We start from the raw sequence: 13412 nt of genomic DNA, 5'->3' as shown, positions 1-13412 counted from the left end.
AGTCTTAAAATATAGGCAAATTTAAAATTAAATCCGTCAATTTTAACTATTTTATTTTGTAGAGATAATTTAGGAGAATAAAATAGCCAACCGGCTTAAGGCTAAATTTTATTCTCCGAAAGCAAGATAAAAATCAGCGGATTTATCAGCGTTTCTCCGCGGGCGGCATAGAGCATGACATCCTCGAAATAGTTATCGTTGATGCCGTAAACGTGATACTCGTACGCGCCTATGCCGTATCCCATCGGAGTGATGTCCACGCGCGAGTACCAGGCGTCTTTAGCTAGGATATAGCGGCTCGTGTCTTGCGAATAGACCCACAGCACGACGTCGTCTTTATTTTTTTGCCGCATGAGCCACGTAAACGAGTTTGAGATGTCGTAGAAAAAGTACGTATCGCCGTTTGGCATCACCGCCTGAGCCGTGTTGTTTAGGTCGCTGATGAGCACCTTGCTCTCAAAGCAGAGGTATTTGTTAAGCTCGATGTCTAGCGGCTTTTTTTCTACATTGCCGTGACGAACGACGATCTTGCCTTCGCTAGTATCCACTGAAAACGCGAGCAGCGCCACCACGCCGATAAGTAGCACGGCGGCGAAAATTTGCTTTATCATAATAAAACTCCTCGTAAAAGGTAGTATTTAGCGACGAAAAAGCTGCAAACAAGAGCATTTACGACGAGCCAAAAAGAGGAAAGTTTAAGCAAATGCTCGTAAGGTTTTTTCACAATTAGCTCCACTAAAAACGCCGCGATACCGTAGAAAATACCCAAAAACAGCGAGCCCCAGATGAGGTAGCCGACGTAAAAATACTCGCCCTTTAGCATGCAGTACGGGCATTTGTGATTTGGCTGTTCGTAGACGTAAAGCCCGAAAAAATAGGTGATCGCGTAGTATGCGATAAATAAAAACAGCAGGTTGCAAACAAAACTCGCCATCGTCTGTTTGAGTAAATTTAGCGTCAAAATGACCGCAAAAACGGCATAGTAAAAGACGACCAAATTTAACTTCGTATAGCCAAACGGTAGCTTTGGCGCCTGAAACACGACCGAGCAGCAAAAGACGGGTACTTTTAAAGGCACGTTGCTAAAAAACAAAATTTCAGCGGCAAATTCGACCAAAACGGCGATAAAAAGTATCGTGAAAATGACGTATTTTCGCTTTAAATACGGAAAATTCGTCGCCTTTAAATCAAGCGAATTTATGATGAGCCACAGTCCAAAGCCAAAGATGAGCAGCAGTTTTAGCAGTAGCAAAATGCCGCCAAATTGATTTGATCCGATGACGCCGGCAGAGCACATGGCGCCTGGCACCACGTCTGCTAGCTCGTTTAGAGATAGCGCGAAAAATACGAACAAAACGATCTTGCAAACTACGGCGAAAAACAAAATCGTATTTACGAGGTAGTTGCGTTTTTCTAGGTCGTATTGCAAATTTGACGTCGAGTTAAAGTCCCATAGCCGCATGATGCGCACGACGAAATACTGCGAAATACCCATCAGCACGATGATGATGAGCTCGATCAGCAAAAACGCGATGACAACGTCCGATAAAAATACGCTCACAGCATCTCTCCGTCCTGCATCCTCACATAGCCGTCCACGAAGTCCAGATCGTCAAATAAAATATCGTGCGTAGCGACTACGACGGTCTTTTTTAGCTCTTTGAATTTTTTCAGCATTTCGATGAAAATAAGCGAGTTTTGCTTGTCCAAATTTGCCGTCGGTTCGTCGGCTAGTATGACGCTAGGATCCATCGCTAGAGCCCTTGCTATCGCACATCGCTGCTTCTCGCCGCCGCTTAGCTTTGAGATGATTTGATCTTTTTTATGCGCGATGTTGGCGAGATTTAGCGCGCGATCGATCTGCGAATTTAGCTCGGCTTTTTTTAGGTTAGTCAGACTTAGCGGTGCTAGCACGTTTTGATAAACGCTAAGGCCCTCGATCAGGTTAAACGACTGAAATATAAACCCGACCTCGCTATGTCTAAAATTTGAGCTCATGATATCGGGCAGCTTTGAGACGTTGCGACCGTTGATTAGCGCTTCGCCGCTACTTGGTTTGCTAAGCGCGCCGAGTATGCCTAGCAGCGTGCTTTTGCCGCTACCGCTAACGCCTTTTAGGATGACTAGGTCGCCGCTTTTTACCGTCAAATTTATATTTTTCAGAGCGTGAAATTCGTTGGGTTTGTTTTGATTGTAAATTTTACAGAGATTTTTTACTTCTATTGCGTTCATTTTACCGCCTCGCTCATGTCGCTAACGGCGATGCGCCACGACGGGATGATGACGAATGCCAAAAACGGAATCACGCTAAAAACAAAGATCAAAAATAGCATATTAAAATCGATGATCGGCGTGAAATCCGTGAAATTTGCCACCTCGCTGCCTAAAAATATATCGCGTAAAAACGGCGCACCGAATAAAAACACGTATAGATACGCTCCCGCGACGCCTAGCAAATAGGCGCTAAAAGAAACGACGATGTTTTGGATAAATTTAAGCGCGATGATGTTTCTAACGCTAAAACCGATACTGCGCAATATCGCGATCTCCTTTTTCTTCTCGCCGTAAGCGAGCGAAATTTGATTTTTCAGCAGGATGAAAAACGAAACCATCGCCACTACGTAAAGCACCATGAAAATGCCGCCTTTGTAGTAGTAAAGGTGCCTTATTTTAGCCACGCCGTCCTCGATGCTCGTAACCTCGGTGTTTGGATATACGTTTTGGATCTTTAGGGCCACTTCGCTGATCTCGTTGACGTTTGGCACCTCGACGTAGAGCCTCGTGTATTCGCCCTCTTTTAGACTTAGTACCTCGCGCGCGGTGGCGGGATTCATGTATATAACGTCGTTTGAGACGATGCCTGTTTCATGCGGCGCGGTTTTGTTGATCTTCATCGGGATCATTTTTTCTTCGGTTAAAAAGTTAAAAACATCCTCGTAATAAAGCTCCGCCATCTCTTTTTTCACGCCTTCGCCAACGATCATCTCGTTTTCGTCCAAATTTTCATCGCCTACGATGTGAAACCAGACTCTTTTTTGCGCGAAATAATACTCCCCCTCGACTGCTCCCTCGACGCTAGCAACGCCGGGGATCTTTGAGACGTCATAGATGTAGCCGTCGTGTATCAGGTCGCGTTTGCCCGCGCGTAGAGCTTCGACGACGACTTCGGGTTTTGAGCGGGTCAAATTTGTAAGGTCGCTTTGGATAGAGCTTGAGACGAAAAGAACCGCGCTTAAGATAAACACGATAAAAGCGAATATAAAAAAGCTAAAAGCGTGATCGGCGCGGTCTTTATAAAGCAGCGTAACTGCGTAATCGATAAAATTTTTACTCGGCATAGACAAACTTCCCGTACTCTTTTGAAATAAAATTCGTCGAAATTTGCGCGTCTTTGACGGATTTTTGGATCAAATTTAGCTGAGCCTCCTTGCCCGCTCTATCAAAGCCAAGATAATGCGCTCCGATACAAACGTAAAGAATCGTAAAAAAGCCCGCTAAAACGCAGATGAGTCTCACATCAGCCTCTCTACTAAAAGAGTCGTGATCTCGTCAAATTTGACGATCTGTTTGCCGCCGTGATCTTTAGCGAAGGTCTTAGCGTCCTCTTCGCTGGCAAACGGTATGAGCTCGTTGCCCATAGGTCCGAGTACATTTGAGCCGGTTACGTAGTAGGCGGTTCTGGCGTCGATTTTGTTTAGCTTGTAGTAGTCGCTAACGAAAATTTGATCGTCTTTTTTGCCTTTTTCGAAATAATACTTCATCATATCCTTTACGCCGTCAAAGTAAAGCTCCTCTTTGCCTGTTTTCATCATCGTCGCCCACTGCGGGTTTTTGCCGATTAGCATACCGCAAACCGGGCAGCGAGCGCCTTTTGGCACGACGATTCTCTCGGCTTTTTGCGTTTTTTGCTTAGATTTTGAGGCTTGATCGCCCGCGCCTAAATTTGCCGGTGCGTCCCATAGATATAGAGCTGCTGCTTGTAGGTGTTTGTCGTATTCAGGAGCTTTGCTAGCGCCCTTTGCGTCGCAAACTTTTTTGAGGTGAGCTTTTAGCTCTGAGATGGCTTTAAAGCTTTTTGGGTCGACTTTCTCGCAGTTTGCTTCGTAAAATTCTTTACCGTGCGCATAAACGCCGCCCTCGCGTTTAGCTTTTATCATCTTGTTATCGCCCTCAAAGTCCTGTCCCGCGATCTCGTATGCTTTGGCAAAGTCCATTATCTCGCCGCCGTTTTCGGCTTGAAACTCTTTTGCGTCGGCCTCGGTTGAGAAGGCGTATTTGCTGTTTCTAGTCATCGTGCCGCCGATCTTGCTACCGACGACGTAAAAGGCTTTATTTGCATCGATCAAATTTAGATTTTTCGTATCTACGACCTGCGCGTCGCTTGGGATTTTTCCCTCCGTTAGTTCGTATAGGCAGTGTAGCGATGCTACTTGCTTGCCGTTATATACGTGGTTTGTTTTGTAAAATTTAACCAAATTCATCCCGCAAACGGCGCAATACTCTTTATCCTCGCCGCTTCCTACGAGCGTAGCTTTGCTTGGATCCACGCTTTGAAACATCGGCTTCATTTTGCCGGCTTGTTCGTTTGCTTCGGCGCCAAACATTAGCGCCGCCAGTAGCGCCGAACCCAAAATAGAACGTAAAATCATACTATCTCCCTTTAGTTTGTTAATTTATTTTTTAATATTTTTATATCTTCTTGCGATAACTCGCCGCCTTCATATAGCTTTTTTAGCATGTCATCATCAAAATTTATCTCATAGTAGCCTTTGACAAACTCGCTAAATTTGTCAAAGCTATCAAAGGTATATGCAAGCAGCCAGCGTCCGCCGTTGTTGCCGCCGACCAAATTTTGATGCTCCGCTCCATCATACCAGATAAAAAATGTCGTCTGATCCCTCTCCTTGCTCGAAAAAAGCGAGCTAAATTTAGGTTCCACGCCCTCGTAAATTTTATCTATCACGCTTTGATCCCAGATGCTTGCGCTAAACTGATTTAGCTCATTTTCATGATCAAATCCCCTAATCAGCACCGCATCTTGCGTAAATATCACATCTAGTAGATCACCTTGTCCGTTATCTACTTTGTATCTGAGGCTATTTTCGTTTTTTGTCTTGGAGATGAGCCTTAGATACTCCTCGCCAGGCTCTAGCAAGGCGCTATCAAGCAGATATAGCGCTTCAAGGCTTGCCTTTTTGTTGCCCCAGTTCATTAAGGATATCAATGTTTCCCCAAAATTTCTAAATTCTCGCAAGCCTCTTTTAGGCCATTGTTACAGCTTTTGGTGAAAATTTCACGTGCTTTTTCCGCGTCCTCTTTTACTCCTTTACCCTCGGCGTACATTATGGCTAGGTTGTTGCAGCCTTTGTTGTAGTTTAGGTTGCAAGATTTTTCGTAAAATTCTTTAGCTTTGGCGTAGTCTTGCTCCGTGCCTTGACCGAATGCATATAAAAAGCCGAGGTTGTCGCAGCCGATACCCACGCCGCCCGCGCAAGCCTTTTCGTAAAATGATTTTGCTTTAGAGTAGTCTTTTTCTACGCCCATGCCCTCAAGGTGCAGGTAGCCTAGGTTGTTGCATCCCATCATATCGCCGTAGTTGCAGGCTTTGGTGTAGAGCGAGATGGCTTTTTTGATATCAGTTTTGACGCCTGCGCCGTTTGCGTAAAGAAGTCCTAGTGCGGTGCAACCCTCGTCATCTTGGCAGGCTTTCTCGTAATATGCGGCGGCTTTAGCAAAGTCCTGAGTCGCGCCGTTGCCGCTTTCGTAGATGTAGCCTAGGTTGTTGCAGGCAAGCGCAAATTTGGCATTGCAAGCTTTTTGGTATAAATTTATCGCCTTTTCGTAATTTTTCTCCACGCCGCCCGTGCCTTCAAAATACACCACTGCAAGGTTGTAGCAGCCCGAAGCCTTGTTTTCCTCGTGGCAGGCTTTCTCGTAGATTTCTATCAGCTTTTTATGGTCGCCGCTTTGCTGAGCTTGCATGCCCTCCTGGATAAAGCCCGCGTTTGCGCTAGCGCATAAAACCGCCGCCAGTAGTAGTTTTTTATACATTTTTTTCTCCTTTTAAATCGTTTTTACGTCGCGCCCTCTAAATGCTAGCGCTGTTATCAAAAGCATGCATCCAAGCGCGATATAGACGCTAATGTGCACCGGCGGCAAATCTCCGCTGGCGTAAGAGTGCATGCCCGTTAGATAAAAATTTACGCCAAAATAAGTCATCGCTATCGAGGCATAAGAAAACACCGATGTGATCAAAAATACGTAGAGCGAATTTAGCTTCGGTATAAAGCGCAGATGCAGCGCGATCGCGTAAACTAGGATCGAGACGTACGACCACGTCTCCTTGCTATCCCAGCCCCAGTAGCGCCCCCAGCTCTCGTTCGCCCAAATCCCGCCGAAGAAATTTCCAAGCGTTAGCAAGCAAAGACCAATGATTAGACTTGCTTCATTTATCGCTGCGATATATCTGATCTGCTCGTTTAGTCTCGCCTCGTTGGATTTATTTTTAAACGCCATGAGTCCTAGCGCGATAAGACCCAGCACGCAGCCAAGGCCTAAAAATCCGTAGCTAGCAGTGATAACCGAGACATGGATACTGAGCCAATACGACTTTAGTACCGGGACTAAATTTGTTATCTGCGGATTTACGAAGCTCATGTGAGCTACTAGCATCACGATGCCAGCTAGCAGCGCCGCCGCCGCAAGCGCAAGCAACGAACGCCTAAAAAATATCATCCCCGCTAGAGCTCCTGACCAGCCGATATAGATCATCGATTCGTAGCTATCGCTCCAAGGCGCGTGTCCTGAGACGTACCATCGTAGAGCTAAAGCCGCCGTATGCAGGGCAAATCCCAGCGCAAACGCCGCTAAAATAGTTCGCTCAATCGGTAAAATCCGTTTTGATAAAAACACCGAAGCAAGCCCTAGTAAAAGCGCGGCAAAGCCCAAAATCCAGTAGAAATAAACCAGTTTTTTAAACACCGAAGCGCGGTTATAAAATACCTCGGCATCGACCCTGCTAACGCTAGGTAAAATTTCCGCCGAAGCCGTGCGCTGATAGTTTCTTAGCGCAGCTAGCGCGGAGTCGGCCCTACTCCAGTCATTGCTATCGATGCCTTCTTGTAGGCCTGTTATATAGTCGTTTAGTATACTTTTTGCGTTGGTATCGACTCGTTCATCGCCAAAGGCGTCGTTTGGCGAGAGCCACGCGTGTTGCGGGTCGTTTGCTACCGGGATAAATTTAAAAAACGTGCCCTTAAACGTGAGATACGCGATGTTTAGCCGCTCGTCAAATTTGATGAGGTCGTTATCGAGCGTGCCTCGTTTTGATAGAGGTTTTTCGTTCGCGGCTTCGACCTGCGCGGCTAGCTTATACTCGCCGTTTGAGTCAAACGCATCTCTGAAACTCGCGTAATCTCCGCTCAAATTTAACATCTTTTTTATTTCGCCGTTTTTTATTTTGACGATTTTTATCTCTTGCCAGAGTGCGGGATTTAGATTCATTCCGAGAATGATTTGTTCGGCGCTTAGACCGTAAAGCGAGTCTGTGCCGGAGATTTTATTTACGATTTCGCCCGCTTCCGTGCTAAGCGGCTTTATCCTGCCCGCGTAGTCTTGCACGAGAAGCTTTGCAAATTCGCCGTTAGCGTGAGCGGCGGTGTTTGCGGCGAAAGTTTTTAAAATCTCGCTCTCGTTTTGCTCGGCCGCGTTTGCGTTAAAATTTAAAAAACCAAGCGCGATAAATGCTGCGACGAGAGAAAAGCGACTATTTTTGATAAAATTTATGAGCTTTAAAAATCGGCTGTTTTTAGTAAAAAAGTTGCCGATGACTCCGACGCAAAGCAAGAAATATCCGATGTAGGTCGGAATTTTGCCCGGATCGCGATTAACCTCTAGCACCGTGCCTTGCTCGTCCGCGTCATAGGAGGACTGAAATAGCTTAAAGCCTTGCAAATTTAGCGGATGATTCATGTAAATTTTATATCTCGTTAAAATCTCGCCAGCGTCCGAAAGCGCCTCTACTTCGCTAGAGTATGAGGACGGGCTTTGCGAGCCTGGGTAGCGTTCGAGCTCAAATTTAATAAGCTTTATCGAAAACGGCAAGCTAACTAGTTTTGAGCCCCAGCTTAGCATTATCTCCTCGCCGTCAAAATTTAGCATACTAGGCTCGCCTAGCCAGCCTACGCCGCCGTGGATTTTGGCTGTTTGTTCGCGCTGCCCCTCAAAGCCAGCTTTTACTACGAGAGTACCGCGCTCGCCTTTGGGTGCTGGTTTATAGGAGTCAAATTTGACGGTGAAGTTTTTGGAATTTATACTTTGCGTGAAGCTAAAGTTATTATCGCCGATTTGGGTTAAATTTAGCGGATACTCGAAAAATGCGTCTTTGGTGCGTATTTGTAAAAACGGTTTTACGCTCACCATCTCGTTTCCGCTCTCGCCCGCTCTTACGTGCAGTACGCCCTCAGCGCCCAGATAACGCGTCAGCGCCGCGCCGATAAAGATAACGATAAATGCAACGTGAAGTACGAAGGAGCCAAATCGGCGCCACATTTTGGTTTTTATGATTATGCCGAGCAAGCAAAGCGCAAGCGCGCTCATGACGCACTCATACCAGCGCGCCTCATAGACTAAAATTTTAGCCGTTTGAGTGTCGTAGATGCTCTCTAAAAAGGTCGCGACGCCAGCGCCTGCGGCTAGGATAAAGAGGAGGCAGAGCGCAAATTTGTAAGAAGTTAAAAATCTAAATAAATTTACGCCCAAAATCGCCTCTCCGAGTTTTTACATTATTATATCGTAAGTTTGCCCTGCGTATAGTATAAACATTCTAAGAAGTAATACTCCGACCATGCTGGCAAGCGCGCTGACATAGAACGCAAACGCGGTGTGAGCGATCTTTTTGCCCAGTGCGAAATTTAAAACCAGCGGTACGCAAAATCCTACGCCCACGACGCCGAGCCAAAATAGCTGAGCGTAAACGCCCTCGCTAAAGGCAACGCTTGCAGCTTTTTGTACGTCGCTGCCAGTGATTAGCGAAACGAAAATCATGCCGATTAGTAAAATTTCCATCGCTAAAACCGGCCACTCGACCGCGTGTAAAATTTTAAGATCGCCGCCGTGCGGGTCTGCTTTAAAGAAAAGCGCGGCTATGAGGCTTGAGCCTGCGATGCCTGCCGATAAGCCAGACGCCACGAAAAGCGCAGGTAAAACGGCGGTATTAAGGATAGGAAATCTAACTAAAACTGAGATCAAAAAGCCCGTATATGCGCAGATCGCAACCGCAAAAACAAGCGTAAGCGCAAGAAGTAGCGGTCGAAGCGCGTTTAAAATTTTCATTACGAGCGTGAAAAGACCTTTTAAAAAGCTAAGATTGCGCGTCAAAAACTCTCTTAGGCAATCTTCAAACGCATAAAGGCAAGCCACAAAGCTAAGCGGAATATAGACGCAAAGCGCCGCAACGCCCACGGACATAACCGAGGTGAAGTTGTAATTAATCAAAATTTTCCAGAAAAGTAGCGGCCGCTCTAAGTCGGCTACCAGGCAGACCATACCGAGTAAAATCGTGACGAAAGATAGTAGCGACGCAGCCTTAAAGAGCGGCGTGCTTTCGGTCTGTTTTTTGTAAAATTTGACGAGGATCGCGACGATCAAAGCGCCGCCGCTCATGCCCGCTAGCAAAAGATAAACCGCTATCGGCCAGCCCCACTCTACGCCGTGCGAGAAGGTCGCAGTGAAATTTATAGCTCCATTCATATCACACCCCCAATTTAACCGCAGGAATATAGCGCAGGCTCGGCTTCGTGCCGCACTCAGGATGCATACGCAGGCTGTCTTTTACGCGAAGTAGCTGGCTGATGTGCGAGTTTTCGTCGTTTAGATCGCCAAATACGATCGCCTCGTATCTGCACGCCTCGATGCAGGCTGGCTCGTGACCGTCTTTTAAATTCGTATCCAAGCAGAAGTTGCAGCTCTCTGCGGCTCTTGTTTCGTGATTTATAAAGCGCACGTCGTAAGGACAGGCTACGATGCAGTATTTACAGGCGATGCAGTCGTCGGTATTCATCGTCGTGATGCCGGTTTTTTCGTCCTTGTGGCAGGCTTTTGTCGGGCATACGGTCACGCACGGCGCGTCCTCGCACTGCTGACAAGATACTCTAACATAGCGCTTTTCTTTCAAATTTAGCGGATCGGTTTTGTCCTGGATAAAAAGCCTCATCTGGCCTTTTGGGACCAAATTTACCTTTTTACAGGCGACCTCGCAGTCGGTGCAGCCGACGCATTTGTTCTGATCAAAGATCATGCCGTAGTGCGGCTTTTTGCCGTTTTCCGTTTGGGCGTCTAAATTTATACTCTTGCCCAGTACGCTAGTCGCTCCCGCAACCGCCGCGCCTGAAGCAAGGAATTTAAAAAACATCCTTCTTGTATTTTGCTCTTTCATATTCTTCTCCATCCGTGTGGATTAAATATCCTAAATTTATCTACCAACGCTACTTCCGTGGCTATGTGCGCCATGGAAATTTTGCGGCTGAGTTTCGCTTAGTTTTTTGGCTGCGCCGGCTAGCTCGCCAGGTTTTAGCGCCTTTACTAGCTCGACTTCAAAAATCAGCGTCGAGCCGCCCGGTATCTCGTCTGCGCCCTCGTCTCCGTAAGCTAGGTGAGACGGGATGACGAATTTATATTTTGAGTTGCCGTTCATCATCATGAGGCCTTCTTGTAGGCCGTCTATTAAATTTACCATAGAAAGGATCGCAGGCTCGTTTCTAGAGTACGTTTCGTCAAAAACTTTGCCGTTTATGAGGTAAGCTTTATAGTTTAGCGCGACTACGCTCTCAGGTCTTGGCTTATCGCCGTCGCCGACAGCTATGACTTCGTACTGAAGCCCTGATTTAGTCGTTTTGACCTTTTTGTTTTTGGCGTTTTTCGCCATAAATTCTTCGCCCTCTTTTAAATTTTTTTCAAGCGCTTTTTTTAGCGCGTCTTGGGTTAGCTTATTTAATTTTTCGTCTCTCTGATTGAGTAGGGAGATTATTTCTTCGTCCGTTAGTTTTTGTTCTTTTTTAAAGGCGTCTGCAAAGCCGTCTAAAATGGACTTGCTGTCAAATTTAACGCCTAGGCTTTCTTGTTTTTTTAGTTGTGCGGAGATATATGTTCCGGTTGAGATTCCGATGCTGTATGATTCTTTTTGCTCTTGCGTCATCGCCTCTTTATCCGCCGCACTAGCGCACAAGACGCAACCGGCCGTTAGGCAAAGAGCTAAAATCGGGTTTTTGCTAAGTTTAAAACGCATAAATTTACCTTATTAAAATTTGGACGCCGCGCTTTTGCGGCGTCCGTAATCGCATCATAAATTGTTGTTTATGATTCTTTGGGCTTCTTTGATGTACTCTTTAGAAGCGTCGAGTCTTTGTTTTGTATATTTAAAGCCGTGCATACCCCATGAGCCGTCTTTTTGTAGCAAGTCAACTGTGTCTTGCGCCTTTTCGATTAGCTCATAAACTCTTGTCTTATCGCTAGGGCTTAGTTTCTTAGTTTCTAAGATAGCATAAAGTCCCTCGATACCGATTTTGACTTGAGAGAAGTCGTTTTTAACAGGAGTTTGCCATCCCATTACTTCGTCGTAAACCTGTTTTTGGTTCTTGAAGTGTAGGGTAGGTTTTAGCTCAGATAGTACCGGGCTGTGGCAGCCTTTAGTATCTTGCATATCTTTATCGGCCCAAGATGTTCTAGCGCACGCCCACATAAGGTCAACGAAGTTGTGTCCGTTTTTATCTCTTTGGAAGTGCCAATCTTTAGCGTCTCTTGGTCCTTTAGCCGCGTCGCCCGCAACTAGAGATTTTCTAGCAGGATCTACGTCAATCTTCCAGATGTGAGATCTTCTTTGAGTATCAAATCCAGCGTTGTCTTGGAACTGGATAGCGTAGAAGTTCTCGCAGCTCATCATGAATGGCATGTGGCAAGATGCGCAAGTGTTATCTTTGTGCGTATCGGCTCTAGAAGCGATATATGCTTGCTCTTTGTGGCAATCTTGACAATCTTTTCTGATTTTTGGTTTGGTGTAAAGCGCACTTAGGTAGCCTTGCTCTGAGTTATAGTTTACGCCCTTGATAGTCTTATCGCCTACAACCGGACCTGTGTTATCGTGAGGATCGTGGCAAGTGGTGCAGCGCATACCTTTATCGTAGTGAGCGGTAAAGTATGATTGTGAACCCTCAGATCCGCATCCTGGTCCCATTGATTTAAATTTAGAGCTTAGAGATAGGTCAAGCTTGCCTTGATTTAGAGGATTAGCGCGAGCTAGGTCTAGGCTATAGTTAAATCTTTGATGACAGCGTTCGCAGTTTGAAGTTCTAAAGTTTGTAGCTCCGTCAAGGTGACCGCCGGCTCCGTGACACTCCTCACAGCTTACGCCTTTAGAGATAGTGTGTTTTTGAAGCTCTTTGGCATTACCAAGAGCCGCATAGAACTCTTTCTTGGTTTTAAAGTCAAATTTGAACGGGTGGCAAACTTCGCAGTAAGAGCCGTTTGCTTGGAAGAACATTGACTTTTTGTATTTAGCCGCGTATGAGGCTAGACCTCTGACGTATCCGCCGTTATCGCCGTAGTCGGCTAGAGTTTCTGGGAAATCAGGAACAAAATCTTTGATTTTCTTAACTGTTTCAGGAGTTAAATTTAACGCCCAAGTTCTTTGGAACTGGTTACCGCCGGCTACGACTTGACCGGTGCCATCTCGTAGTAAGCCGCCCTCTACGTGATAGGTTCCGCGTAGAAGCCATGCATCTACGTAGCCGAATTTGGTTCTTAGGTGTCCTACTGTTGCGTAAATAACATCTGGAGTAATGCCTTGAGGCAAGATGGACGCGGTATCTGGGCTAAATACCGGATCAGTTAGGTTGTTGTTAACCTCAGGGTGCTCGCCAGGGAAGCGGATAGTAGTGGCGTGGCGCGATCTGCTCCATACTTCGTACTGTGCAGGGTGGCACTCGCCGCACTTTTCGGATCCTATGAATTTGTTAGGAAACTGCAAAGACGAACCAGCAGGTATCCTATACATCATAGAGCTGTAGCCTTTACCGCCGTCTCTTTTACTAGCTTTTGACATGTCAAAGCCGTGACCTTCGGCAAGCCACTCAAGTCCACGGTCGTGAACATCTAGTTTACCGACTGTTTTACCGCCGTATTTTGTGAAAATCGGGTGGTTTTTAAACAGCCACTCATACATCTCTTGCTCTTCTACGATGTAGTCTTGCAAGGATATTACGCCTCTACTTTGAAGCGTACCTTTTGGGTTTGCTATGACGTCTCGCGCTTGTTGAGACATCTGCATGTTGTGTTCTTCGCAACAGGCTTGCGATGCGAAGACGCTAACGCCCATAAGCAAACCTAATAAGGTTTTACTTAAATTCCTCATTGCGCCC

At 46.1% G+C, this 13412-nt stretch carries 13 protein-coding genes; all 13 read right to left on the bottom strand.

The genetic code is table 11. The annotated features are described in order from the left end of the window. Positions 1–101: 101 nt before the first annotated feature. From CSUNSWCD_RS04935 to CSUNSWCD_RS04875, 13 genes are read right to left on the bottom strand one after another with little or no spacing between them, the layout of a single operon-like run. Entirely contained in the window at positions 102–611 is a 510-nt protein-coding gene (locus CSUNSWCD_RS04935; protein WP_009494719.1) for a hypothetical protein, read from the bottom strand. Further along, the gene (locus CSUNSWCD_RS04930) at positions 608–1561 is read right to left on the bottom strand and encodes a hypothetical protein (protein WP_009494718.1); all 954 of its coding nucleotides are present in this window, start codon (positions 1559–1561) and stop codon (positions 608–610) included. Before CSUNSWCD_RS04930 ends, CSUNSWCD_RS04935 begins: the two co-directional genes overlap by 4 nt. Further along, positions 1558–2232 (bottom strand): ABC transporter ATP-binding protein, encoded by a 675-nt coding sequence (locus CSUNSWCD_RS04925; protein WP_009494717.1) that lies wholly within the window; start codon positions 2230–2232, stop codon positions 1558–1560. The genes CSUNSWCD_RS04930 and CSUNSWCD_RS04925 overlap by 4 nt, the downstream gene beginning before the upstream one ends. After that, entirely contained in the window at positions 2229–3338 is a 1110-nt protein-coding gene (locus CSUNSWCD_RS04920; RefSeq protein ID WP_034964399.1) for an ABC transporter permease, read from the bottom strand. The genes CSUNSWCD_RS04925 and CSUNSWCD_RS04920 overlap by 4 nt, the downstream gene beginning before the upstream one ends. Then, positions 3328–3516, bottom strand: a complete 189-nt coding sequence (locus tag CSUNSWCD_RS04915) for a hypothetical protein (protein WP_009494714.1) — start codon at positions 3514–3516, stop codon at positions 3328–3330. The genes CSUNSWCD_RS04920 and CSUNSWCD_RS04915 overlap by 11 nt, the downstream gene beginning before the upstream one ends. Further along, positions 3513–4649, bottom strand: a complete 1137-nt coding sequence (locus tag CSUNSWCD_RS04910) for a nitrous oxide reductase accessory protein NosL (RefSeq protein WP_009494712.1) — start codon at positions 4647–4649, stop codon at positions 3513–3515. Before CSUNSWCD_RS04910 ends, CSUNSWCD_RS04915 begins: the two co-directional genes overlap by 4 nt. 11 nt (positions 4650–4660) lie before the next feature. Beyond that, entirely contained in the window at positions 4661–5224 is a 564-nt protein-coding gene (locus CSUNSWCD_RS04905) for a hypothetical protein (RefSeq protein ID WP_244263911.1), read from the bottom strand. Continuing rightward, entirely contained in the window at positions 5221–6051 is an 831-nt protein-coding gene (locus CSUNSWCD_RS04900) for a tetratricopeptide repeat protein (RefSeq protein ID WP_009494710.1), read from the bottom strand. Before CSUNSWCD_RS04900 ends, CSUNSWCD_RS04905 begins: the two co-directional genes overlap by 4 nt. 12 nt (positions 6052–6063) lie before the next feature. Then, on the bottom strand, positions 6064–8760 hold the full coding sequence (ccsA, locus tag CSUNSWCD_RS04895; RefSeq protein ID WP_009494709.1) for a cytochrome c biogenesis protein CcsA: 2697 nt from the start codon (positions 8758–8760) through the stop codon (positions 6064–6066). Between the two features lie 18 nt (positions 8761–8778). Next, positions 8779–9750: an NrfD/PsrC family molybdoenzyme membrane anchor subunit gene (gene nrfD, locus CSUNSWCD_RS04890; protein ID WP_009494706.1), complete on the bottom strand. Its 972-nt coding sequence runs from the start codon at positions 9748–9750 to the stop codon at positions 8779–8781. 1 nt (position 9751) lies between these two features. Continuing rightward, positions 9752–10435 carry a 4Fe-4S dicluster domain-containing protein gene (locus CSUNSWCD_RS04885; protein ID WP_009494704.1) on the bottom strand — a complete coding sequence of 228 codons (684 nt, stop codon included), beginning with the start codon at positions 10433–10435 and terminating at the stop codon, positions 9752–9754. A 36-nt stretch (positions 10436–10471) separates the two neighbouring features. After that, the gene (locus CSUNSWCD_RS04880; protein ID WP_009494703.1) at positions 10472–11284 is read right to left on the bottom strand and encodes an FKBP-type peptidyl-prolyl cis-trans isomerase N-terminal domain-containing protein; all 813 of its coding nucleotides are present in this window, start codon (positions 11282–11284) and stop codon (positions 10472–10474) included. A 54-nt stretch (positions 11285–11338) separates the two neighbouring features. Beyond that, entirely contained in the window at positions 11339–13405 is a 2067-nt protein-coding gene (locus CSUNSWCD_RS04875; protein ID WP_009494702.1) for a cytochrome c3 family protein, read from the bottom strand. Between the last annotated feature and the right edge of the window lie 7 nt (positions 13406–13412).

Origin of the sequence: Campylobacter showae CSUNSWCD (assembly GCF_000313615.1) — a bacterium.
GTDB classification, from domain to species: Bacteria; Campylobacterota; Campylobacteria; order Campylobacterales; family Campylobacteraceae; genus Campylobacter_A; species Campylobacter_A showae_A.
Note: the sequence above shows the minus strand (reverse complement) of the source record. Positions and strands in the feature narration are given on the sequence as shown.

Bases quoted from the DNA above. Each gene is read 5' to 3' on its own strand.
- nrfD (WP_009494706.1), bottom strand. From the start codon at position 9,750: ATGAATGGAGCTATAAATTTCACTGCGACCTTCTCGCACGGCGTAGAG.
- CSUNSWCD_RS04925 (WP_009494717.1), bottom strand. From the start codon at position 2,232: ATGAACGCAATAGAAGTAAAAAATCTCTGTAAAATTTACAATCAAAAC.
- CSUNSWCD_RS04920 (WP_034964399.1), bottom strand. From the start codon at position 3,338: ATGCCGAGTAAAAATTTTATCGATTACGCAGTTACGCTGCTTTATAAA.
- CSUNSWCD_RS04935 (WP_009494719.1), bottom strand. From the start codon at position 611: ATGATAAAGCAAATTTTCGCCGCCGTGCTACTTATCGGCGTGGTGGCG.
- CSUNSWCD_RS04900 (WP_009494710.1), bottom strand. From the start codon at position 6,051: ATGTATAAAAAACTACTACTGGCGGCGGTTTTATGCGCTAGCGCAAAC.
- CSUNSWCD_RS04910 (WP_009494712.1), bottom strand. From the start codon at position 4,649: ATGATTTTACGTTCTATTTTGGGTTCGGCGCTACTGGCGGCGCTAATG.
- CSUNSWCD_RS04875 (WP_009494702.1), bottom strand. From the start codon at position 13,405: ATGAGGAATTTAAGTAAAACCTTATTAGGTTTGCTTATGGGCGTTAGC.
- CSUNSWCD_RS04880 (WP_009494703.1), bottom strand. From the start codon at position 11,284: ATGCGTTTTAAACTTAGCAAAAACCCGATTTTAGCTCTTTGCCTAACG.
- CSUNSWCD_RS04885 (WP_009494704.1), bottom strand. From the start codon at position 10,435: ATGAAAGAGCAAAATACAAGAAGGATGTTTTTTAAATTCCTTGCTTCA.